We start from the raw sequence: 22,919 nt of genomic DNA, 5'->3' as shown, positions 1-22,919 counted from the left end.
CCCGCTACTTCGGCCCTGCGCCTCGGCCGTCCCCGCCCCCCCCTCTAGGTGGAGGCGCTGTGGGGGGGGGGCGCCGCCCCCGCAGCCCGCCCCACCCCTGGCCCGGTCGGGCAGGTCAGGCCGATGTCACCCCGACCCCGTCGATCACCCAGTACCAGTTGTTGCTGCCGGTGTAGCGGAAGCGGAAGCTCACGCTGGTGGCGCCGGACGGAACCGGCAGGGTCAGGGACTGCGGCTGCGAGATCACATCCGAGGTGTACGACCGGACGGCGACCGGCGTAGCGCCGTTCCAGGACGCGAGGATCTGAGCGGTCTGGCCACCCTCCTGGCGGTACAGCGTCGTGAAGTCAAGCCGCACCGTCGACTTGCCGCCGACGGCGTACGCGGGCGTGACGAGCGTCGAGTCGTACGTGCCGGAGAACGCCTTGTCCGCCCACTCGTCGGAGTCGGCGACCGCGAACACCCCGCGCGAGCGCACGTTGAGTTCGCGGGACTGGTCCCGCTGCGTACGGCTCCAGAACTCGTCGGTGGCGAACGACCAGCCCCGCCACTCGGTCGTGCCGCCCGTCCCCATCGCGTTGTTGATGACGGACCAGCCGCTGGGCGCGGTGTGCGTGAAGCCGAGGACGCCCGCCGGGATGCCCGTCTCGTCGACCCGTTCGGACAGCGAGGACCGGAGGGTGTCGAAGGCGTCGGCCGACCGCTCCTGCACGGGCCTGCCGTCCAGGCCCCAGGCGGGGTCGGGGGTGATGCCGAGCTGCTTGAACACCGTCGCGGCGACGTCGACGAGCCGAGTGTCGCCCGGCCGCGCGCCGGCCGCGATCCCGGGCCCCTGCGCGAGGACGAACGTACGCCGCTCCTCCACGGCGCTGCCGCCGTGGCCGCCCGCGTCGGTGTGGCCGTGGTCGGTGGTGACGATGACCGTCCAGCGCTCGGAGGCGTACGCCGGGCGCGCCCTGACGGCGGCGAGCAGCCGGCCCAGGTAGCCGTCCTGGACGTCGATCGCTTCGAGGTACTTGGGGCTCGCGGCGCCCGAGTTGTGGCCGACGATGTCGGTCTGGCCGAAGTAGACGAAGAGGACGTCCGGGTTCTGGTTGCGGAGGACCGACTCGGTCTCGGCGGCGATGGTGGCGTCGTGGCCGGTGTAGCCGTCGGCGTCGCCGTCCAGTACGAGCTTCGCGTCCGCGCCGACGGTCACGGTGCCCTGCGCGTCCAGCGGCTTCCAGTCGACGGCGGCGTACGTCGACAGTCCGGGGCGCACCTGGGCGAGGCGGGCGAGGAAGCCGGGGTACTTCCCGTAGTTCTTGCCCGTGAAGGTGTTGTCCCGCACGCCGTGCTTGTCGGGCCACACCCCGGTCGAGACGGTCGACCAGCCGGGGCCCGAGGAGGTGGCGGCCATCGGGTTGGCGTACAGCAGGGAGGTGCCGAACGTGCCGTTCTCCATCATCGACTTGAGGTGCGGGGCCCTGGCGGCGCTGATCCGGTCGTGGCGCAGACCGTCCATGCCGATGACGAGCACCTTGTCGAGGCTGGTGCCGTCGGGCAGCGCGGGCGCGGCCACGGCGCTGCCGGCGGCGAGGGAACCGGTGGCGGCCACGGCGGCGGCCGCGGCGGTTGTGGCGAGTACGGTGCGTCTGGGTATTCCTGTGGACATGTGATCCTCCGGCGGATGAGTGGGCGAGGGTCCGGACCAGACCCGTTACCTTTGCGTGACAACGGTGACCGGTCCAGACCCTCTCAGTGGACCTTGGCCGAATGGTGACCGGTCAGCTGCCGGTCGCCGACTTCCAGGCGTCGATGTAGTCGTCGAGGTTCTCGCCGATGTCGTTCCAGTCGGGTTCGAAGACCTCGACTCCCTTGAGCAGCCCGGCCAGTTCGGTGGCGTTGGCGTCGGTCGCCTCGATGTCGGCGCGGGCCGGGAAGCCGCCGCCGATCGAGCTCGCCTGCCGCTGGGCCTCCTCCGTGAGCATGAAGTCGAGCAGCTTCTTGCCGTTCTCCGCGTGCGGCGCCTTGGCGACCAGGCCGGCGGCGTACGGCAGCGCGAACGTGGTGGGCCTGCCGCCGGCCTTCGCGGGGAACCAGATGCGCAGGTTGGGCATGGACTTGGACTGCGCGTAGTTCATCTGCACGTCACCGTTGGCCACCAGGATCTCGCCCTTGTCGACCTTGGGGGCGAGCTTGGAGGTCGACGAGGACGGACCGACGTTGTTGGCCTGGAGCTTCTTCAGGTACGCCATGGCCGGCTCCTTGCCGCCGAAGTCGTGCATCGCCTTGATGACGACGGCGGTGCCGTCGCCCGCGACGCCGGGCGTGGAGTACTGGACCTTGTCCTTGTACGAGGGGTCGAGCAGGTCCTCCCACGTCCGGGGGGCCTCCTTCAGCTCCTTCTTGTTGTGGACGAAACCGAAGTAGTTGTTGACGACCGACGTCCACTTGCCGTCCTCGGACTTGTCGGCGGCGGCGACCTTGTCCGCGCCCTCGGGCTCGTACGCCTGGAGGAGTCCCTTGTCGTCGGCCTGCTGGATGAACGGCGGCAGGGTCACCATGACGTCCGCCTGGGTGTTGGACTTCTCGCGGGCGGCGCGCTGCACCATCTCGCCGGAGCCGCCCTCGACGTACTCGACCTTGATGCCGGTCTTCTTCTCGAAGTCCGCGAAGACCCGGTCGTACCAGCCGTCGCCGTTCTCTCCCTTGAGGCCGTCGGCGCTGTAGACGGTGACGACCTTCTCGTCGGAGGCGGCGGAGGAGCCGCCGCAGGCGGACAGCGTGGCCGTGAGGACGAGGCTGCCGGCGACGGCGGCCGCCGGCCTGAGGAGGCGGGGGGTACGGGCGTTGCGGGACATGGCGTTTCTTCTCTCCTGGTCAGCGGTACGAGGCTTTGGTCCGGACGCGGGACATGACGAGCAGCACGAGCAGCGTCGTCGCCATGAGGACGACGGCGACGGCCGAGCCGGTGAAGAGGGAGCCCCGGTCGGTGGCGGTGAAGATCCGCACCGGAAGCGGCGTCCAGTCCGGTGGGTAGAGCATCATCGTGGCGCTCAACTCGCCCATGGACAGGGCGAAGCAGAGTCCGGCCGCCGCGTTGAGCGACGGCAGCAGGAGGGGCAGCCTGACCCGCCACAGGACGTACGCGGGGCGGGCGCCCAGCGACGCGGCGGCCTGTTCGTACGCCGGGTCCAGCCGTGCGACGGCGGCGGAGACCGACTGGTACGCGAACGCCGTCACCAGGACGGTGTGCGCGAGGATCACGATCCAGCGGGTTCCGTTGAGCAGCATGGGCGGCTGCGAGAACGCGACGAGCACGGCGAGGCCGACGACCACCGACGGAACGGCGACCGGCAGCATGAACAGGGCGTCGAGCAGCCTCGTCCACACCCTGGCGTGCGGGGATGCCTTGCCGCCGGTGCCGAGCGCGGCAGCGGCCAGCGCGGCCCACGTTCCCACGGCCAGCGCGAGGAGGCTCGCGGCGACGGCGGTGACCAGGCTGGTGGTGAGCGCCTGGAGGGAGTCGCCGCGCACGGCCGACGCGTAGTGCCCGGCGGTCGGCCCGGAGGGGAACGCCCCGGACCAGTTCGTGGAGAGCGAAGCGGCGACGATGACGAGCAGCGGCAGGGCGAAGAGGGGGACGAAGAGGACGAGGAACAGGCCCTGCGCCGCCCACCGTCCCGTACGGCTATGCACCAGCACGACGGCTCACCACCCGGTAGAGGCTGTAGAGGCCCACGGAGATCGCGATGTTGACGACCGCGACCACGCAGGCGGCGGGGTAGTCGGATGCGAGGATCGCCTCGCTGTAGACGAGCATCGGCAGGGTCGTGACGCCCTTGGCGCCGGTGAAGAGCACGATCCCGAACTCGTTCAGGCACATGACCAGGACGAGGCTGCCGCCGGCGGCGAGAGCGGGAAGCGCCTCCGGGAGGATCACCTGCCGGACGATCCTGGCCGGTCCGGCGCCGAGCGAGGACGCCACCTCCGACTGCGCGGTGTCGAGCTGCGAGAAGGCGGCGAGCAGGGGCCGCATCACGAACGGCGTGAAGTACGTGATCTCGGCGAGGAGCACCCCCCACGGCGTGGTGAGGAAGTGGAACGGCCCTTCGGCCGTACCGGTGAGATCCGTCCACAGGCCGTTGGCCATCCCGGCGGAGCCGTAGACGAACAGCAGCGCGAGGGTGATCAGGAACGACGGGAACGACAGGAACACGTCGATGAACCTGGCGACCGCCCTGCCGCCGGGGAACGGAACGAAGGCGATGACGAGGGCGAGGACGAAGCCGAGGACGAGACATCCGACGGTCGAACCGACGGCCAGCCACACCGTGGTGGTCAGCGCCTCGCGGAACGCCCCGGAGGCGAAGACCTCCGCGTACGGATCGACGGAGATGCCGCCCTCGTCAGGGGAGAACGACTGCCGGACGACGAGCGCCAGGGGATAGAGGAAGAAGAGCGCGAGCACGGCCACGGGAGGCAGAGCCCACACCCAGCGCGGTACCGTCCTGTCCCGCCCGGCCCGCGCGGGCCCGGACACCGTGACCGCCGCGCTAGCCATCGGTGGTCACCCCCGCCCCCAGCAGCACCGCGTCCTCGGGTGCGAAGTGCACGGTGATCCCGGCGCCGAGCCGTGGCGTCTCGCGCAGCTCGGGCAGGTCCGCCTTCAGGCGGTGGCCGTCCACGTCGACGTACAGCCGGTGGGTGGACCCGCGCCACTGCACCTCCGCGACGGTGCCGCGCAGGGCGTTGGGGCCCTCGCCGAGGCCGACGAGGTGGGGGCGTACGCACAGGGTCGCCGCGGCGCCGCCGGTCGCGGCGCCGGTGTCGACCTTCAGCGCCGTACCGGCGAAGGACACGCCGCCGTCGCCCACCGTCACCGGCAGGAGGTTCGCGTTCCCGACGAAGGACGCCGTGAACTCGGTCGACGGCCTGCGGTACAGCTCCTGCGGCGTACCGCAGTCCCGCAGCCGCGCCCGGTCCATGACGGCGATACGGTCCGCGAGCGTCAGCGCCTCGACCTGGTCGTGGGTGACGTACAGGATCGACATGCCGGGCAACTCGCGGTGCAGACGAGCCAGTTCGGCCAGCATCCCGGACCTCAGCCGGGCGTCCAGCGCCGAGAGCGGTTCGTCGAGGAGCAGCACGCCCGGGCGGATCGCGAGCGCGCGGGCGATCGCGACGCGCTGCTGCTGGCCGCCGGACAGCTCGCGCGGGTAGCGCCTGGCGTACGAGGCCATGCCGGTCATCTCCAGCGCCTCGGCGACCCGCCCGGGGATCCCGGCCCTCGGCTCCTTCCGCGCCTTCAGCCCGAACGCCACGTTGTCCTCGACGCGCAGGTGCGGGAACAGGGCGTACTGCTGCACGACCATGCCGATGCCGCGCCGGTGGGGCGGCAGTCCGGTGACGTCGCGGTCGCCGATGAACACCCGGCCGGCGGCCGGCCGGACGAATCCGGCCACGGCGCGCAGGGCGGTGGTCTTGCCCGATCCCGAGGGGCCGAGCAGCGCCATCACCTCACCCGGCTCGACGGTCAGGTCGAGCGAGTCGAGCACCGTGGTCCCGCCGTAGGCGACGGAGACGCCGTCGAAGCGTATGCCGCTGGTCATCGTCCCTCCCTCGCCAGCAGGCCGGGCAGTTCGGCGACCGAGCCGAGGACGTGGGTGGCGCCGTGCGCCAGCAACTGCTCGCGGTCGTGCGCGCCGGTCAGGACGCCCGCGACGACGCCCGCGCCGGCGCGGACGCCGCTGAGCATGTCGTACGACGTGTCGCCGGCCACCGCGATCTGCCGTACGCCGTCGGCCGCTCCGGTGCGCAGCAGCGCGGCGAGCACCATGTCGGGGTACGGGCGGCCGCGTCCGCCGGCGTCGGCCGGGCACAGCGTCAGCTCGACGAGTCCCCGCCAGCCGAGCGCGGTGAGGATCGCGTCCTGGGTGACGCGGGCGAACCCGGTGGTGAGGACGACACGGCGCCCGTCGGCGCGCAGTTCCTCGATGGTTTCGCGGGCGCCGGGGACGGGAGCGATGTGTCCGGCGTCGACGAGACCGCCGTACGCCTCCTCGAACGCGGTGTTGGCGCGCCGGGCCTTGTCCTCGTCGCCGAAGAGGTGGCGGAAGACCGAGATCTTGGACTCGCCCATCGTGGCGCGTACGTAGTCGAGCTTGGCGGCGTGGTCGGCCGAGCCGGGCTCGACGCCCAGGCGTTCGGCGGCGGCGGAGAAGGCGCGCTCGACGAGTCCGCCGTCGGCGACGGTGGTGCCGGCCATGTCGAGGACGACCAGGGTCACGGCGTGGGATTCGTGTCGCATGGGTGTCACCAGCCCAGTTCGTCGGCGGTCGTCTCGGCGATGGCCGGGGAGCACGTCATGCCGCGCCCGCCGGGCCCGGTCACCAGCCACACCCCGTCGCGCACCCGCTGGCGGTGTACGACGCGGCTCGTGTCGGTGCACTGCGCGTAAACACCTGCCCAGCGGTGCCGGATCGGGGGCAGCACGCGGCCCAGGAAGGACTCGGCGACCCCGGCCACATGCGCGTACGGCTCCTCGACGACGTCGAAGGCGAAGGGGTGCTCGTACTCGTGGGTGTCGCCGATGGTCAGGCCGCCGTCGCGGCGCTGGACCATGAGCAGCTGCATCCTGTGCGCGGCCGCGACGGGGTTTTGCGCCTGACCGGCGTTGAGGGCGTCGAGGGCCTCGCCCGCGTAGGCGGGGTAGTAGCGGAAGCTGTCGGCGTCGGCGACGGAGGTGGTGAGCGCCTCGCCCAGCGGCTCGGTCTGCATCATCTGGAGGCGGACCCGGCGTACGGGCAGGTCGGGGACGAGCTCCTTGACGAGCCCGCCGAGCCAGGCGCCCGTGCACAGGACGACGGCATCACCCCTGTGCACATCGCCGTGGTCGTCACGGACGGCACCGGGCGCGACGACCTCCCGCACCTCGCGGCCACCGATGAAGGTGTAGCGCCCGGAGGCCAGCAGCGCCTCCTTCAGGGCGAGTTGGGCGGTGCGGGGCTCGACGGCCGCGTCCCGCTCACACCACAGCGCGGCCTCGAACCCGCCGCGCAGGGCGGGGTTGACCGCGCGGGCCTCGGCCGCCGTCAGCAGCTTGTAGCCGCGCGCCGAGGCGTCGGCCCGGCTCACAGCGGCCTCGGCGACGGCCAGCTCCAGTTCGCCGCGTACCGGTGTCAGCGAACCGATGGCCCGGAAGCCGATACCGGGGACGCGCGCCCCGATGCCCTCCCAGAGCTCGCGTGCCCGCAGCGCGGTCTCCAGCTCCTCGCCGCCCGCGCGACCGCTGACCCATATCTGCCCGAAGTTGCGCAGGCTGGCGCCCCGGGCCTCCGTCTCGCGCTCGATCTGTACGACCTCGTGGCCGCGTTCCACTGCGTGCCAGGCGTGCATGGTTCCCACCACGCCGGCTCCTACGACTATGACTCTCACGGCGGCCACGCTCCTGAAGGCGGGTGACCCGGACGGATCCGCGCGGCAACGGCACAGTGAACAGCCCTCCAAGGATGGCCTAGACCCGTTATCTATCCGTGATGTCGAAGAGGTCCCGACCGTCCGGCCCCGACCCGACCGGCGAGACCCCCGCGGAGCCGTTTGAGCGCGGTGAGGCGGCCGTCAGCCCTGCCGGCCGAGCCGCGCCGTGAAGCTGAACCGGTCGCCGCGGAACAGCGTCCGCACCCGTTCCATCGGCCGGCCGGCGAGATCGCGCGACACGCGGTGGATCAGCAGCATGGGCAGGGCGGGCGGCGTACCGACGAGCAGCGCCTCCCGCGGTGTGGCGAGCACCGTCTCGATGCGCTCGTCCGCCTCCCCGAAGGCCACTCCCACGTGCTCGCGCAGATACGCGTAGAACGACGAGTCGGGCTCGAACTCCACGTCCAGACGCGGGACGCGAGCCACCGCCACGTACGTACTCTCCAGCCCCACCCGTTCGTCGTCCGCGAGCAGGACGCGCTCCATGTGCCACACCGGATCGCCCGGCGCCACGCCCACGTCCGGGGCGAGCGCCTCGGGGCAGGGGAACCGCTCCAGCCCGATCAGATTCCGGCCCGGCCGGCGGTTCTGCCGCCGTACGCCCTCCGTGTAGCTGGCCAGCGCGAGCGGCTGCTCCAGCTTGGGGCCCGCGACGACCGTCCCGCGCCCCTGCCGGCGCAGCCGCCCCTCCAGCAGCAGTTCACGCAGGGCCTGACGCACTGTCTCCCGCGAGACCTCGTACCGTACGGCCAGATCCCGCTCCGTCGGCAGCAGGCCGCCCTCGCCCAACTCCACCACGAGGTCGGCGATGCGTGCCTTCACCGCGTAGTACTTGGGGACCCGGCCGTGCTCCGGGACGCCGGAGCGGATCGGCGCTCCCGGGTCGCGGTGGTGCGTGTACGGATAATCCTTCGGGTAGTCCACGCATGGATGTTCGCAGACGGCGCCGGCGCCGACGCACCCGGCGGGCCGCGAACGACGAGCACACCCGCACGGCGACGACGTGCCTTTCCGCGACGACATCGCCGGGGTGCACATGGGCCTGCCGAAGAACGGACGGGGAAGTGCGCCCCCGGCACGCCGGCGCACCTCCCCGCCCCCCGAATGGGGCATCGCCGTCACGCCTTCCTTCCTCCCCACGGTGGTCACCCCGGACCTTCAGGGACCCGCGGCAGCCAGATTGTCGACGCGCGCGGATGCCGGAGTCATGGTGGTATCGACGGTCATGGACACCGTCGAACACGATCACAGTGGGGGAGAGCGGCGGCGGGCGCAGCGCCGGCGGGCGCGCCTCGCGCTGGCGGGCCGTGCGAGGGACGCATCCGACCTCGCGCTGCTCCTCGACATGCTCGCTCTGGGACCCGAGCTGGACGGGGACGTGCCCCCGCCCGGTGCGGGCACGGATCTGGCGGGATTCAACGACGCGGTCTGAGGACCGCCCCGTCCTCTCCGCGGGACGACGGCGCCGTCCCGCGACACGCCCCGGCGAGTTGGGTGATAGGAGGATCACCCAGCCAACTTCTTTGTGTCATCTGCCAGTACGGCGGCCGGACGCGGCGGGAGGAGACTTCTGCCACGACCGCGCCCCGGCGAGTGTCCGCTCCCGGAGCGCCGGCGTGTCCACGTACATGGCGAGGCACGAAACAGAAGGGGGCGGCACGTGAGCGTGCAGCAGTACGACCAGATCGGTGAGGCGTTCGAGGGGTTCAAGTCCCTGCCGCTGATGCGTTACGGGGAGGTGCCGAGCTTCCTCGGCATGGTCGGGGACGTGACCGGCAAGTCGGTTCTCGACCTGGCGTGCGGCACCGGTTTCTACAGCAGGGAGTTCAAGCGGCGCGGAGCCACGGACGTCTTCGGTGTCGACATATCCGTCGAGATGATCGCCGCCGCGCGCGCGAGCGAACAGCGCGACCCCCTCGGTGTGCGGTACGAGGTCGGTGACGTGGCCGAACTGCCGCCTCTTGACCGGCGCTTCGACATCGCGCTGGGGGTGCAGTGCCTCAACTACGCGGAGGACCTCGCCGCGATGGAGCGGATGTGCGGCAACATCCACCGGAGTCTGGTGCCGGGCGGAGAGTTCTTCGTACTCGCCCAGAGGCCCGACTACCAGTTCGACTGCGCGTCCCTCGACAAGTACGGGTTCCGCTGCGAGCCGACCGGCGAGGAATCGGAGACGGGCCCACGGGCACGGGTCACGGCGCTGCTCGACCCGCAACCGATCACCATCGTGGCTTCGGTACCACGCCGTGAGGTCTACGAGGGGTGTCTGGAGGCGGCCGGGTTCAGCGAGGTGGAGTGGGTGCCGCTGGAGGTGGCCGAGGCCGGCATCCGGGCATACGGTGAGGACTTCTGGGCGGACCTGCTCGCGGCTCCGCCCCTGGAGATGCTGCGCTGCCGCGCCTGACCCTGCCGACTGGCCCGCCAGCGCGTACGGCTGCGCTCCGCGGGCGGCGAAGGGGCGGAGGCGCCCGGCCCGCTGGAGCGGGCCGTGGCCGGCAGTGGCCCGGACGGCCCCGGGAGCGGTCGGCGCGGCGGGAGGCCGTGGTCATGTGGTCGCCTCCGCCTCCGCCTGCGGCGTGCGGGGCTGGTAGCCGCCGGCCTGGAGGGTGAACATCGCGGCGTAGGCGCCGCCGAGTGCGATGAGTTCGTCGTGGGAGCCGGACTCGGTGATGCGGCCGTGGTCGAAGACGTAGATCGTGTCGCAGTCGACGACGCTCGCGAGCCGGTGGGAGATCAGGACGGTGATCTGGTCCTCGCGCAGCCGGCCGCGCAGCACGGCCTCGTACACGGCGTGTTCGGACGGCGGGTCCATGCTCGCGGTCGGTTCGTCCAGGAGCAGCAGCGGGGCGTTCTTGTAGAGGCCGCGGGCGACCGCGATCTTCGCCCACTGGCCGCCGGACAACTGCTGCCCGCCCTTGAAACGCTTGGACAGAAGAGTGGCCCAGCCGAGGGGGAGAGAGGAGATCACGGTGTCGGCGCCGGACGCGCGTGCGGCGGCCATGACGCGGCCCGGGTCGGCCCGGGTGAGCGTGCCGGTCGCGGCGGTGATGTTCGACAGAGCGCTGAAGGGGAAGCGGACCGGCTCCTGGAGCACGCAGGCGACCTGACGGTGCAGCGACGCCGCGTCCATCTCGCGCACGTCGACGCCGTCCCAGCGCACGCTGCCGCGCTCGGGCTCGTACAGTCCGGCCAGCAACTTGGCGCAGGTGGACTTGCCCGAGCCGTTGAGGCCGACGAAGGCGACTTTCTGCCCTGCGGTCAGCGTCATGCTGATGCCGTTGAGGGCGGCGGAGTCCTTGCCGGGGTAGGCGAAGTGCACGTCGTCGACCGTGATCGTACGCACCTGCGCCGGGGCGGCCAGCGCCGCTTGCGGCGGCAGGAGTTGCCGGCTGCGTTCCTGGACGGCGAGGAGGTCGGTCACCCACAGGGCGTGCTCGTAGACGAGGTGGGCGACCTCGACGAGCCGGGTGAGCGCGGCCTGCCCGGACTGGATGGCCAGGACGGCGCCGGCGCCCGCGGCCAGCGGGAGCCATCCGGCGATGAGCATGCCGGCCAGCGCCGCGTAGGTGATACCGGTTCCGAGCCCTCCGACGGCCCGGCCGGCCAGGTGGAGAAGCGCCGCGTGCACGCCCAGCCGTGAGTCCTCCTCAGCGATCTTGACGGTGAGGAGGCGGTGTTCCTCCAGCAGTGCGCCCTGTGCGGTGTCCGAGCGCAGCTCGGCGGCGGCGTCGACATCGAGCAGCAGCCAGGAGAAGACCCTTACCCGGCGCTGGAGTGCGTTCCACCGTTTGAAGGAGGCGAAGCGGGCCCGGGCGCTGCGGAACGCCGCGACGCCGACCGGCAGCACGGACAGCAGGAGCAGCGGCAGGAGGGCCGGGTGGAGGATGCCCAGCACGCCGACGGTGCCCACGAGGCCGAGGGCGGCGGAGGCGAGGGACACGACCTGTCCGACGATCTGCCGTGCGTAGAACAGACCGCGGTCGTTGGCGCGGTACACCTCGTCGTGCCAGCCGGCGTCCTCGACCGCTTCCAGTCGCACGTGCGCGGTCAGATACAGGAACTCGCACTCCAGGGCGGTGCGCATCTTCGGTGTGACCCGCGCCTGGGCGACCGCGACGCCGGCTTCGAGGACGGCCCGCGCCGTCAGCAGCGCCACGACCAGCAGCAGTTGGGGCAGGGCCGCCCGCACGCGGTCCGGAGTGGGCCCCTGGGCGAACAGGTGGTGGAGAACCGTGACTCCCGCGAGCAGGCCGAGGGCGGTCGTCGCGGCGGAAGCGAGCTGGCACACGATCACGCACAGGGTCGCGCGCCGGTCGGCCCGCCAGGCGAGGCGGCCGATCAGGGCGGTGATGCGGGGCAGCCCGGTGAGTACCTGACCCACGGTGGCACTGGCGGCGGCACCGTCGTGCACCGACCAGTACGCCTCCTTCATCTCGTCGGTGAGGTTGTCGTCCTGCGGCCCCGCCGAGATGGTGGCGGGCGGCGGGGGAAGCGGGGGGGTACGGGGCCCCGGGACACCGTCGGCCGACGCATCGGTGGTCCCGCTCATGCCGCCGCCCTCCTGTCCGGACGTGCTGCGACGCCGCGAGCCGCGTCGCTGCCGTGCGTGACCGGGAGGGGGCGTCGTTCGATTCCGGTGAGGGGGTACGAGGGGGCAGGTGTGGGGTGCACGGTGTCCTCCGTATGGGCGTCGAGATGGCACTGGTGCTCCAAGGAACGCGCTGGATCCGGGCCCGTCACGGCCGGAACGCGGGCGCATCGTGAACAGGTGTTCTGGGCACGGGGGTCGGGCAGGCGGGCTCTGGAGGGTCGCGGCTCAAACTCGTTCGATCAGGGTCCATTCACTCCTTCAGGGGATTGCGGCCGTACAGGCAAGGTTGCGGCCGACTCCGTCGAAGGACTGGGGGATTGCCCAGAACAGGGGGCAAGCAGTGGGGTGCGGCCGACCACGTGGCCTTACACTGCCGGGCCGTCGTCGGCGTACGGGTGACGGATTGCGGGGAGAACGGACAACAGGAACCCATCGCCGGCAGGGCATGACGTACGGGTCCGTTGGGCGACAGGGGAGGTACGCATGTGCGCGTCCGGTGCTTTCTTCCTGAGCGGTGACCGGGTGAGGCCGGCCACGAGCACCCGGTGGACCGGGGCACCCGGGGCCGCGCGATGAGGTGGCGTGCCGAGGCCCCGGTCACCCGTGAGCCGGACCGGTTCTACGACGGCGGGGTCGACGCCGACGAGGGGCAGGCGGAGGTCCCGCCCGACCGCGATCGCGCTGTTCGGATCGAACTGGTCCGCCACGTGGAGGGCGGCCGCGAGCGCTTCACGATGCAGCGCCGTATTGCCTACCGGGACCGGCATCTCGGCGAACTCCTGGTGCCGGGGCAGACCCGCACCTTCTTCAGCGACCTGACCTCGGTGCCCGCGTTCTTCACCTGGCTCGTGCCGAAGACCGGGGAGCACCTGCCGGCCACGTTGCTGCACGACGGACTGATTCACCCGCTGGGTAACCCGACGTACACCTCGACCGACGGCCGGGTCGTACTGCGGGCGGAGGCCGACCGCGTACTGCGTGACGCGATGGCGGACGCCGGCACCGCGCTGATCCGGCGCTGGCTGGTCTGGGCAGCGGTGGCGACGGCGACGATGCTCGACGGGAAGGGAACGGGCTGGTCGAAGAGGCGCGCGTGGTACTACCGGCTGACCGCGGTCATGACGGTCGTGGCGATCGCCGTGCTCGGCGTCTGGGCGACGTTCGACCTCTTCGACTGCCCGCCCTTGGACCTGTTCGGCGCCACGATCACCGGTGTCCCGCTGCCCTGGATGGGCGACCGGCCCTGGTACGTCGAACTGGCCGGCGGGCTGTCGGGCGCCATCGTCGTCCCCCTGCTGACGGCCTTGCTCTGGCAGCGTTTCCGCATCGCCGGCGCGGTCGTGGGCGTGAGTCTTGCGATGCTGCTGCACGTCACGCTCGCACTGCTCGCCCTCACGGCGCTCTACCGGGGGCTGGAGTGGCTGGCGCGCCTGCCGAAGGTGGCCCTCGTCCTGGCGGGCGTCGGGACGCTGGGGGCGCTGCTCGTATTCGCCGCGGCGCTCTGTTGGCGATAGCGGGAGGTCCCACCTGGCCCTGAGTCATTTCGCGGGTCCACCATTGCCGGGATGGCGGAGGCAGGAGATCACGACCACAAGGGGCCACAAGGACTGAAGACATGTCACGTAACGTTCGGCAACGCCCATGGCTCCCTGGCGGTGCGTCTCGAGCACGAACCAGCACGCACCGGCGGCCATCAGTACGGTCGCCGTGCCGGCTGGAACGGGCCGCAGCCCCCATGGTGCCGACTTACCGCGATCGGCAGCCAGAACCGGCCACACCGCCAGGAGCGTGAAGCCGACCGCGGCGACCGACCCGTGGATCAGTGACCCCCCACTGGGCGGTACCGGGAGCAGAGCCACCACCCACGCCACCGCCCCGCCGCAGCCCAGCGCCACACGTCCGGCGAACGCGGCCGCGCGCAGTCCGCAGGCGGTGAGCAGGTGGCAGACGCCCAGGCCGAGGAGGGCTCCGGTCATCACCCAGAACCCCGCGGCCCCGTAGGCCCCCAGAACGCTGATCGTCTGCGTGACGGGATCGTACGCAGGTCCCTCCAGCAGTGCCGCGATCGTCCAGCCACCGACCAGCAGGACGGGGGCACACCCCGACGACAGCAGGGCCCACCTGGGAACAGCGCGCATCAGCCCACCGTACGGCGCTCGGTCATCACCCCCGGCGCACCGGGGCGGGTGGAACGCACGTGTTCCGGCGCCGACCGCGACGCAACGACTGGCCGATCACCGGCGGATCCGGTGTCGCGTCCCGGTCGGGCGCTGCGGGGTACGCGGTGCGGTCGGTGGGCGGATTCGGGTGGCGACGCGACCGGTCGGGCGTCGGCACGGCCGACTTGTGCCGCCCGCCGGATCCGACCGGTCGATAACCTGTGCGGGTGACGACGACTGACGACCGGCGGTTCCCTGCCGGACTCGCGGCAGCCATGGCCGTTCCTTTCCTCTATGACGAGGACGGTGTCGGCTTCGAGCCTTTCGCCAACTTCCTGCCTGCCGACGAGACGACTGACTGGATCCGCGCGTGGACGGGCAACGGGGAGCTGACCGGTGACGACTTCCGCGTGTTCGGGCAGGACGGCACCGGCGGCTACGCGGCTTTCTGGCTGATCCGCCCGGACTGGATTCTCACCGACCAGCCCGTCGTCTTCCTCGGCTCCGAGGGAGAAACGGCCGTCGTGGCCCGAGACCTGGACGACTTCCTGTGGCTGCTGGCCGGCGGCTACGGCCCCTTGGAGGCGACTCCCTCGTTCGCCACCACGTACGAGCCGGACTGGACCGCACGCCCCAACACGAGGGTCACCGCCATCGCCGAACGCTTCGCTCCGAACCGTCGCCGTTCGGCCGCCGACGTGATCGGTCTGGCCGCCCGAGAGTTTCCTGACTTCGACAGCACCATGATGGCCCTCTGCCGCTGACCCGCGGGAGGAGCGGGGCCAACGCTCGGTGCAGGCGGCCGTAGCCCGTCACACGGGGGAGTCCCGTGCAGCTGCTTGGAACGCGGTGCGACCACACCCGCCGTTTTTCGGGCCTCCGTCCCCCTCTCGGCCGGTGTGAAGAACGCGGAAGCGCTCCGGCCGCGCCGGATCCCGGTCAACCACTTGGATGGGCGCCCGGGCCCATTGCCACACGCCGATGCCCGGCGTGCGGGAGAACTCGATCCGACCGCGCGTGCCCTCGACCGCGACGCGCTGCCAGGAGGCGGCGACACGTGCCCGGTCCGTGCCGTGAGAACGCAGCACATCGGCGAGGACGGCGATCGTGTCGTACCCCTCGAAGGCGACGAAGGAGGGCGCTTCGGCCAGCCGGTCGCGAAGGGCCGTCTCGACCCGTACGCCGAGTGGACCCAGGTGCTCGGGCAGATAGCGCAGGAACGGGACCGAGGCGCCGTCGTCGCCCAGCAGCCTCGCCCACTCGGCGGACTCCGGTTGCCCGGCCGGAGCACCGATCATGATGTCGGCGAGGCGCCGGTCGCGGCGGACGGCCCCGACGATCGACACGGCCGGGTCCGGGTGGCCGACCAGGAGGAGGAGAGCCGTCGCGCGATTGTCGACGAGTTCGTCGCACACGTCCGCGGGGCCGAGTGCGCGCATGTCGAGTTCGATGACGGTGCCGCCGTGTGGTGCGAGGCACTCCCGCAGAACGCGGGTCCCGGAGGCCCAGTACACACTCGGCTCGGATGCCACGGCGATCCGGCCGTGGCCCGCGCCGAGGAGGAAGTCCGCGTACAGCTGCCAGCCGCGGGACTGTGGTGGGGCGAGGCGCGCGACCCACGGTGTCGGCTGCTCGGTGAGCGCGTCGAGGACCGCGGACGAGCAGAGGAACGGCACACCGAGCGCGTCGGCACGCGCGGCAGCGGCGCGGGCGACGACGCTGTGATACTCACCGGCCAGGGCGACCACGCCCGTGTGAGCCAGTTCTTCGACGGCTGCCACGGCCTTCCGTGGATCGGCCGCGGTGTCCCGGACCACCAGTTCGAGTGGCCGTCCGGCGATCCCGCCGGCGTCATTGACTTCACGAACGGCCAGTCCGAGGCCGGCGAGCAAGTGCCGGCCTGCCTCGACCCAGCCGGGCCGTGTGAGCGGAACGAGAGCGCCGATACGGACGGATGATCCGTCGGACCGTGTCGCTCCGAGTGGTGCGGCGGGTGTGTGCATGCGTCGATGTCTCCCGTGTGACGGTGCGGTCGGAGTACAGCCTGCGTACCGAGCGTGGTGCGCCCGTCCGCGGTCGCTCAGGCCGCCTTCGCCGCCCGTTCCAGCGCCTGCTCCAGGTCCGCCCACAGGTCCTCGACGTGTTCGATGCCGACCGACAGCCGTACCGTCCCCGGTCCGATCCCCGCCGTCTCGAGGGCCTGCGCGTCGAGCTGGCGGTGGGAGGTGGAGGCCGGGTGCATCACGAAGGTCTTCACGTCGCCCAGCGAAGGGCTCAGCGAGGCCAGGCGCACCGCCTCGATGAACGTCCGCCCCGCCTCCCGGCCTGCCGCCAGGTCGAACGAGACCACCCCGCCGCCGCCCCCGCTCAGTACCCGCCGCGCGATCGCGTGGTCCGGGTGGCTCTCCAGGCCGGGATGACGTGCGGCGGACACGGCCGGGTGGGCTGCGAGCCGCCCCGCGAGCTCCAGCGCGTTCGCGCACTGGCGCTCCATCCGCAGCGCGAGCGTCTGCATTCCGCGCAGCGTCAGCCAGGCCGCGAACGGGTCGGTCGAGGCGCCCTGTTCGACGGCGTAGTGGCGGATACGGCCGTACAGCTCGGCGTCGCGGAAGACGGCCACCCCGCCGAGGACGTCAGCGTGGCCGGCCAGGTACTTGGTCGCGGAGTGGACGACGACGTCCGCGCCGAGTTCGAGCGGCCGGCACAGCAGCGGCGAGGCGAAGGTGTTGTCGACGACGGTGGGGACGCCGTGCTCGGACGCCTCGGCGATGAGGGCGGGCAGGTCGGCGACGCGGGTGGTCGGGTTGGCGATGGTCTCCAGGTAGAGCAGCCGCGTCGTGGGCCGCACGGCACGTCGTACCTCTTCCGGATCCGTACCGGAGACGTAGGTGACCTCGACGCCCCACCGTTCGGCGAGGTCGCCGAGGACCGCGTACGTACCTCCGTACAGGCAGCTCTGCGCGATGACGTGGTCGCCGCTGGACAGCATCGCGAGCAGGACACCGTTGATGGCGCCCATGCCGGAGGCGAAGGAGTGCGCGGCTGTGCCGTGCTCCAGGCGGGCGACGGCGTCCTCCAGGGAGCGGACGGTGGGGTTGCCGAGCCGGCTGTAGAGGAAGGTGTCGGGCTCGTGGAAGGCGTCGGCCATCGCGTCGGCCGTGTCGAACGCGAAGACGTGGCCCTGGTGGAGGGGGACGCCGACGGGGCGGCTGCCCCGGATCTCCGTCCGGGGCGGATGGGCGGCGAGGGTTTCGGGACGGAGGGCTCCTCCGTTGTCGAGGCTCATGGAACCTCAGTCTGCTGACCGGGGACTTGCGCTCACAGGACCAATCCCGGCAGATTGGTCTGCCGATGGAGCCAATGTCACCGACCCGGCCGCCCGCGCCGCCTGCCGCGCCGCTCGGCCTCGACGAACTCGTCGCCCGGCTCGGACGCTGGTCCGCCGGGCGCGGACCGCTGTACCTCCTCCTCGCCGCCCGTCTGCGGCAGTTGATCGACGACGGCCTGCTGTCCCCGGACTCGCCCCTGCCGCCCGACCGGCGGCTCGCGACCGCGCTCGCGGTCGGCCGGACGACGGTGGTCTCGGCGTACGACACCCTCCGCCAAGAGGGCCGGCTGGTCCGCCGCCAGGGCAGCGGCACCCGCGTCGCCCCGGCCGCGCTCACCCCCGGCCCCCGGGTGAAGGAGACGTCGAACCCGCTCTTCCTCCACCTCCTGGAAGCACCGGACGGAGTGCTCCTGATGAGCTGCGCGGGTCCCGTGACCCCTCCGCCGGAAGTGGTGCGCGCGTACGGGGAACTGACCCTGCCCGCCTGCGACCTCGGCTACCACCCGGCCGGGCTGGCCCCGCTGCGGGCGGCGGTCGCGGCCCGGTACGCGGCGCGCGGCGTGCCCACGGACCCGGAGCAGATCCTGGTCACTACGGGGGCCCAGCAGGGACTTTCGCTGCTGACCCGGCTGCTGGTGTCGCCCGGCGACGGGGTGCTGGTCGAGGCGCCGACGTACCCCGGCGCACTCGACCTGTTCCGCGAGGCGGCGGCCACGCTGCTGCCCGTCGCGGTCGGACCCGACGGGATGGACGTCGAAGAGGCGATCCGGACGATGGAGCGTCACCGCCCCGCCCTGGCCTACGTCGTCCCGCGCTTCCAGAACCCCACCGGAACCGTCCTGCCCCCGCTGCGCGCCCGGCGTCTCGTGGAGGCGGCACAGGCGCTGGACGTGCCGCTCATCGACGACGAGGTGCTCGCCGACCTCGCGTTCGAGGAGGACCCCGGGGAGAGGGCCCGACCCGCGCTGTCCGCCTACGGTGAGGTCATCGGTGTCGGCTCGCTCAGCAAAGTGGTGTGGGGCGGGCTCAGGGTCGGGTGGGTGCGGGCGCCGGCCCCGCTGATCGCACGGCTCGCGCGACTGAAGGCCATCCACGACCTGGGCTCCGACGTGCCGTCACAGCTGGTGGCGGTGCGGCTGCTGGCCGACTTCGAGTCGATACGGGCCGCCCGCGCCCGGTCGCTGCGCGCCGGCCACGACCACCTGCGCGCGGAGCTGGCCCGCCTGCTGCCGTCCTGGAGCTTCGCCCCGGCGACCGGCGGCCAGACGCTGTGGGTACGCCTGCCCCACGGTGACGCAGTGGCCTTCGCGCAGGTCGCCCTGCGCCATGGGGTGGCCGTGCTGCCGGGTTCCGCGATGGATGCCGGCGGGGGAAGCACCCGCCGGCTGCGCCTGCACTTCCTGACCTCGCACGACACCTTGACCGAAGGGGTCCGCCGCCTGGCCGCCGCCTGGGCCGACTACGCGAGCGCCCCCACGCCCGACACCCCGCCAGGGATCCCGCGCGCGGGTGCGTCCCTCCGTGCGATCGCCGTCTGACACCGTTCGGACGACGGCCGTGACGTTGGCAGCCCGCCCGACACCGGTGGGCCCGTTGCGGCTGCGCTACCCCACGCCCCGGGCCTTCGGTGCCGCGTCGCGACCTCTCCGGACTTCGCCGCTCAGCTACGGGAGTTCACCGCCTGCGTGGTGCAGCGTGCGGGCGGACGTTCAGAAGTGCGTCGAGTGGGCAACCGAGCAGAGTGAGCAGTCAGCACAAGCCCGATGTCCAGGACTCGGCTTGGACCACAGCCGAGTCGTCCTGTGATGCTCACGCCCTTCGCGATCAGCTCGCCCGGGCGATCGAGTCCATCCGCTCCCAGACGGCGATGATCCGGGGGAGGCCGCCCGAGTCCACGCGTCAGGACGGATCCACGAACCCTGACGACCACACCTCAGCGGAATGATCTCGTCGGGGGGAAGGCGTCGGGCTGGGCGACTGCGGGCGCGTCATGCAGTTCCACCTCACGCGCCCGCAGGGTACGGCGGACGTACGTGCGTACCACGTGTCGACTCAGGCCAGCAGGGAGCGGCCGGTAGGCGCCAGCCTGAGCAACTGGGGAGCCGATGTCCGTTCCCGCTCGATGCCCGGCAGGATCTCCGCCCGGACGAGTGGGTGGGCCCGAACCGCGGCGAGGTGCCGGCGGTGTGCTTCCTCGTCGGCGTACGAGGTGAAGAGGGCGGCGACATTCTGACCGGTGCGGACCGGTAGCCGCGCGAACGTGTTGGGCGCGTGCTCGGTGGTCAGAAAGGCCAGTGGCCCGGGTCCCGTATCCCGGAGCACGGGCAGGAGCCCGTTCCCGATCTGCTCGATGCCGTCACGTCGTCCAGGCTTGAACGACCACAGGGTGGCGGCCACGAACCGGTCCGGTGGCGGTGTTCCGACCGGGGGGCGCCCGGAGGGGTCGGCGGTCAGGGCGCTTCTGGCCGACAGCGGGCGCAGAAGAAGTACGTCGTCGGAGTCGAGCATGGTGTCATTTGCCCGGGGGCCGTGCTCGGCCCACACGGGGCCACCGTAGAAGTCCGTGAGCGCACGATGCCGTGACCGCATGTCCCGGAAGCCCCGCAACCAGACGAAGCGGTCCGGGTCGTCGAGGTCCCGGAACTGACCGAGCACACGCATGCCCAGCCGCTCCTGGCTCTCGACGAACTCCCGGTCGAACAGCTCGACGAGTTCGTCCCGTCGACCGGGGCGCAATGTGTACTGGCGAAGCTCAATGACGGCGGGCGGGTCGGCGAGGTCGTTCGGTGGCACAGCAGGACTCCCGTCAAGCACTCTCTGGGCGGCGGCTACCGCCTGTCCGGCCCCGACACTAGGGTCACTCTGTGACAGGTGCTGTCAGGGTTTCCGGGGAGAACGCGCGCATGTCCGCCAGTCGACTGCTGTCGGTACTCCTGCTGTTGCAGTCGCGGGGCCGCTTGTCCGCTTCACAGATAGCGGACGAGCTGGACGTGTCCGTACGTACCACTTACCGGGACCTGGCCCGCCTGGAGGCCACCGGCATACCGGTCTACGCCGAGCCGGGCCGTGGGGGCGGCTACCAGCTGCTCGACGGCTACCGCACCCGCCTTACCGGGATGAGCGAGGGCGAAGCGCGGGCACTGTTCTTCGCCGGACTGCCCGGGCCGGCCGCCGACCTCGGGCTGGCGGCCGAGGTGGCGGCGGCCCGGCTGAAGCTTCTCGCCGCCCTGCCGACGGGCCCGCGCGAGGAGGCCGCGCGGGTCGCGGCGGTGTTCCACCTCGACGCCCCCGGCTGGTACCGGGAACCCGAACAGACGCCGCATCTGGCCGTGTTTGTAGAGGCGGTGCTCACCGGGCGCGCGGTGGACGTGCGCTACCGCCGCTGGCGCGCCCCGCAGGAGGTGCGGCGCCGCCTGCACCCGTACGGTCTCGTGCTCAAGTCCGGCACCTGGTACCTCGTGGCTGCCACGAGGAAGGGGACGGCGACCTACCGTGTGGCGCAGGCCCTCGACGCGGTGCTGGCCGACGAAGTGTTCGACCGGCCCGAGGACTTCGACCTGGGGGCCTACTGGGACACGTACCTCAAGGACTTCGAGGCGCGCCGCTACTCCGGCAGTGCGACGATCCGACTGTCCCCTCGGGGACGCCGGCGCCTGCCGGACAACGTGCCGCCCGAAGTGGTCCGGGCGGTCGACTCCACTGCGACCGCTGTGGGCGACGACGGATGGATCGAAGCCGTCATCCCGGTCGAGGGCACCCAGCACGCCTGCGGCGAGCTGCTGCGGCTCGGCAGAGACGTCGAGGGCGTCGCACCGGCCGAACTCCGCCATGCCATGGCAACCACCGTGGAGGCACTCGCTCGTACCTACGGACTCCGCTGACGCCTTCGTCGCCGACCCAGTGTCGCTACGAAGTCTGCCGTGGCATGCCGGGCCGGCCCTTCGCCGACCAGGCTGACCACGTTCACCGGGCAACGGCGTCAGCTCCGGGGAACGACGCACACGCCGCGCCCCGCTGCCGCTGCCGCCGCCTCTGGTGGGCGCTCGCCGGAACCGGCAAGTCCGGCACTCGCCCAGCGCTGTCGCGTCAGATCATGAGCAGCAGCCGCGTGTGCGGAACGAGCTTCCGGTTCACACTGGTGCTCTGCACGAAGATCATGTAGTCGTCGTTGTGATCCGGCTTGATGCGGACTTCCGTGTCCGGCAGGCCGAGGAGCGCGCGAGCCTCCGGTCCGGTGTAGACCCGGTCCGTCTTCTTTTCCAGCACCGCGATCTTTTTCCGCGCCTGAATCTTCTCCGACTTACTCAGCTGATAGAAAGCACAGCCCGTACGGTAAGTGTGCCCGCATTCGATGACCCATTCCCGTATCGCCGCTTCACGAGCCACCGGAACCAGCTGGTACTCCGACGGCTTGACCGGGGTGAGACCGGCTGCCTTGATGGTGTCCTTGTTGACCGCTTCGGCGCCCGTGGAGAACACCGCCCGCGATCCCCGGATTCCCTGGGCGCGGCCCACCATGAAATTCTCGGTGGCCTGCTGGATGACCTGACCGGCCTCCTCCAGGCCCTGTGTGCTCGTGGCGTCCCAGATGGCGATGTTGTCCTTCGGGAACCCGCACTGCATGGCCTCGCGCTTGCCCAACTGGTCCGGCACCAGTACAGCCAGCGTCCAGTTGTCTTGCTGCGTCTCGATCAACTTCCCGACGGCTTGCACCAGTTCACGGGCGTTCCTGCTGGGCGCGTCCGGGCAGCGATGGCTCGCGTTCTCCTGCCCGTCGGTCAGCACGAACGTCAGGAAGCTGTGGTCGCCGTACAGCTGCGCGGTCTGAGCCAGTTCCCGCTGAGACTTCAGAGTGGCGGCCAGCAGCGCCGTCATTCCGCCCACCCGGTACAACTGCTTCAGGGAAGGCATGCGCAGCACGTCCTTGTCGTAGATGACGCACTCCACCTTGTCGGCGAAGACGTACACCGTGACGCGGGTTTCCTGGTCCAGTTCCTTCGAACGGCGTGCCAGATAAGCGATTTGCTGGTCGGCGACTTCGACGACCTTGCCGTTCAGGTGCGACATGGACGAACTGGCATCCAACACGAGAGCGACGTGATTGATGTAGTTCTGGTTACCGGACATGGCGGCTTCCCCCTCTTCCGATTCGATGCTTCTACCTTCTCACCCACCACTGACAATCGATCTTGGTTGCCCGGGCGGCCGGCTGGCGAGCCAGGCCTCACCCAGGTGAACGAACGGGCCCGCAGTCCGCGGCAGCCGTTCCGCCCGGCGCGCTCTCGGGTGGCCGCAGGCCGCAACGCTGTGGCAGGCAACCGCATGGCCCGGGAAAAACGTACGTGCGTACGGGATCTCGGCCTGCGAGGATCGGTGCGGG

Annotated in this window: 20 protein-coding genes; 6 read left to right on the top strand and 14 right to left on the bottom strand. The window is 71.4% G+C overall.

Going from position 1 to position 22,919, the window contains the following annotated elements:
- Positions 1-115: 115 nt before the first annotated feature.
- From ACWGH0_RS21090 to ACWGH0_RS21055, 8 genes are all read right to left on the bottom strand, one after another.
- Positions 116-1,654, bottom strand: a complete 1,539-nt coding sequence (locus tag ACWGH0_RS21090; protein WP_453405716.1) for an alkaline phosphatase family protein — start codon at positions 1,652-1,654, stop codon at positions 116-118.
- Between the two features lie 112 nt (positions 1,655-1,766).
- The gene (locus ACWGH0_RS21085; RefSeq protein WP_453405715.1) at positions 1,767-2,843 is read right to left on the bottom strand and encodes a 2-aminoethylphosphonate ABC transporter substrate-binding protein; all 1,077 of its coding nucleotides are present in this window, start codon (positions 2,841-2,843) and stop codon (positions 1,767-1,769) included.
- A gap of 19 nt (positions 2,844-2,862) precedes the next feature.
- Positions 2,863-3,687: an ABC transporter permease gene (locus ACWGH0_RS21080; RefSeq protein ID WP_453405714.1), complete on the bottom strand. Its 825-nt coding sequence runs from the start codon at positions 3,685-3,687 to the stop codon at positions 2,863-2,865.
- Positions 3,674-4,546, bottom strand: coding sequence for a 2-aminoethylphosphonate ABC transporter permease subunit (locus tag ACWGH0_RS21075; protein ID WP_453405713.1), 873 nt, complete (start codon positions 4,544-4,546; stop codon positions 3,674-3,676). The genes ACWGH0_RS21080 and ACWGH0_RS21075 overlap by 14 nt, the downstream gene beginning before the upstream one ends.
- Entirely contained in the window at positions 4,539-5,594 is a 1,056-nt protein-coding gene (locus tag ACWGH0_RS21070) for an ABC transporter ATP-binding protein (protein ID WP_453405712.1), read from the bottom strand. The genes ACWGH0_RS21075 and ACWGH0_RS21070 overlap by 8 nt, the downstream gene beginning before the upstream one ends.
- The gene (locus tag ACWGH0_RS21065) at positions 5,591-6,292 is read right to left on the bottom strand and encodes a phosphonatase-like hydrolase (RefSeq protein ID WP_453405711.1); all 702 of its coding nucleotides are present in this window, start codon (positions 6,290-6,292) and stop codon (positions 5,591-5,593) included. Before ACWGH0_RS21065 ends, ACWGH0_RS21070 begins: the two co-directional genes overlap by 4 nt.
- A gap of 5 nt (positions 6,293-6,297) precedes the next feature.
- The gene (locus tag ACWGH0_RS21060; RefSeq protein WP_453405710.1) at positions 6,298-7,419 is read right to left on the bottom strand and encodes a TIGR03364 family FAD-dependent oxidoreductase; all 1,122 of its coding nucleotides are present in this window, start codon (positions 7,417-7,419) and stop codon (positions 6,298-6,300) included.
- 183 nt (positions 7,420-7,602) lie between these two features.
- Positions 7,603-8,385 (bottom strand): GntR family transcriptional regulator, encoded by a 783-nt coding sequence (locus tag ACWGH0_RS21055; protein WP_453405709.1) that lies wholly within the window; start codon positions 8,383-8,385, stop codon positions 7,603-7,605.
- Positions 8,386-8,668: 283 nt separating this feature from the next.
- Between ACWGH0_RS21055 and ACWGH0_RS21050 the strand changes: the two genes are divergently transcribed.
- Complete coding sequence (locus ACWGH0_RS21050) at positions 8,669-8,893, top strand: hypothetical protein (protein ID WP_453405708.1); 225 nt, start codon at positions 8,669-8,671, stop codon at positions 8,891-8,893.
- A gap of 228 nt (positions 8,894-9,121) precedes the next feature.
- The gene (locus ACWGH0_RS21045) at positions 9,122-9,865 is read left to right on the top strand and encodes a class I SAM-dependent methyltransferase (RefSeq protein WP_453405707.1); all 744 of its coding nucleotides are present in this window, start codon (positions 9,122-9,124) and stop codon (positions 9,863-9,865) included.
- 141 nt (positions 9,866-10,006) lie between these two features.
- Here the strand turns inward: ACWGH0_RS21045 and ACWGH0_RS21040 are convergent, their stop codons facing one another.
- Positions 10,007-12,010, bottom strand: a complete 2,004-nt coding sequence (locus ACWGH0_RS21040) for an ABC transporter ATP-binding protein (protein WP_453405706.1) — start codon at positions 12,008-12,010, stop codon at positions 10,007-10,009.
- A 614-nt stretch (positions 12,011-12,624) separates the two neighbouring features.
- On the opposite strand from ACWGH0_RS21040, the gene ACWGH0_RS21035 reads away from it, so the two are divergent.
- The gene (locus ACWGH0_RS21035) at positions 12,625-13,566 is read left to right on the top strand and encodes a DUF1353 domain-containing protein (protein WP_453405705.1); all 942 of its coding nucleotides are present in this window, start codon (positions 12,625-12,627) and stop codon (positions 13,564-13,566) included.
- A gap of 24 nt (positions 13,567-13,590) precedes the next feature.
- Here ACWGH0_RS21035 and ACWGH0_RS21030 read toward each other — a convergent pair whose 3' ends face one another.
- Entirely contained in the window at positions 13,591-14,190 is a 600-nt protein-coding gene (locus ACWGH0_RS21030; RefSeq protein ID WP_453405704.1) for a DUF998 domain-containing protein, read from the bottom strand.
- A gap of 248 nt (positions 14,191-14,438) precedes the next feature.
- On the opposite strand from ACWGH0_RS21030, the gene ACWGH0_RS21025 reads away from it, so the two are divergent.
- On the top strand, positions 14,439-14,975 hold the full coding sequence (locus ACWGH0_RS21025; RefSeq protein WP_453405703.1) for an SMI1/KNR4 family protein: 537 nt from the start codon (positions 14,439-14,441) through the stop codon (positions 14,973-14,975).
- A gap of 48 nt (positions 14,976-15,023) precedes the next feature.
- Here ACWGH0_RS21025 and ACWGH0_RS21020 read toward each other — a convergent pair whose 3' ends face one another.
- Both ACWGH0_RS21020 and ACWGH0_RS21015 read right to left on the bottom strand, forming a co-directional pair.
- Positions 15,024-16,214, bottom strand: a complete 1,191-nt coding sequence (locus tag ACWGH0_RS21020; RefSeq protein ID WP_453405702.1) for an ABC transporter substrate-binding protein — start codon at positions 16,212-16,214, stop codon at positions 15,024-15,026.
- Positions 16,215-16,291: 77 nt separating this feature from the next.
- Positions 16,292-17,497 (bottom strand): trans-sulfuration enzyme family protein, encoded by a 1,206-nt coding sequence (locus tag ACWGH0_RS21015; RefSeq protein ID WP_453405701.1) that lies wholly within the window; start codon positions 17,495-17,497, stop codon positions 16,292-16,294.
- 74 nt (positions 17,498-17,571) lie between these two features.
- On the opposite strand from ACWGH0_RS21015, the gene ACWGH0_RS21010 reads away from it, so the two are divergent.
- On the top strand, positions 17,572-19,077 hold the full coding sequence (locus ACWGH0_RS21010) for an aminotransferase-like domain-containing protein (RefSeq protein WP_453405700.1): 1,506 nt from the start codon (positions 17,572-17,574) through the stop codon (positions 19,075-19,077).
- 514 nt (positions 19,078-19,591) lie between these two features.
- Here the strand turns inward: ACWGH0_RS21010 and ACWGH0_RS21005 are convergent.
- Positions 19,592-20,332, bottom strand: coding sequence for an NIPSNAP family protein (locus ACWGH0_RS21005; protein ID WP_453405699.1), 741 nt, complete (start codon positions 20,330-20,332; stop codon positions 19,592-19,594).
- 110 nt (positions 20,333-20,442) lie between these two features.
- Here ACWGH0_RS21005 and ACWGH0_RS21000 point away from each other — a divergent pair, with 110 nt between their 5' ends.
- Positions 20,443-21,420, top strand: a complete 978-nt coding sequence (locus ACWGH0_RS21000) for a helix-turn-helix transcriptional regulator (RefSeq protein ID WP_453405698.1) — start codon at positions 20,443-20,445, stop codon at positions 21,418-21,420.
- A gap of 205 nt (positions 21,421-21,625) precedes the next feature.
- Here the strand turns inward: ACWGH0_RS21000 and ACWGH0_RS20995 are convergent, their stop codons facing one another.
- Positions 21,626-22,666, bottom strand: a complete 1,041-nt coding sequence (locus ACWGH0_RS20995) for a vWA domain-containing protein (protein ID WP_453405697.1) — start codon at positions 22,664-22,666, stop codon at positions 21,626-21,628.
- Positions 22,667-22,919: the final 253 nt, after the last annotated feature.

The organism is Streptomyces sp. NPDC054887, assembly GCF_053610585.1.
The sequence above is the reverse complement of the archived record's forward strand: the minus strand, read 5'-3'. Positions and strand labels throughout refer to the sequence as shown.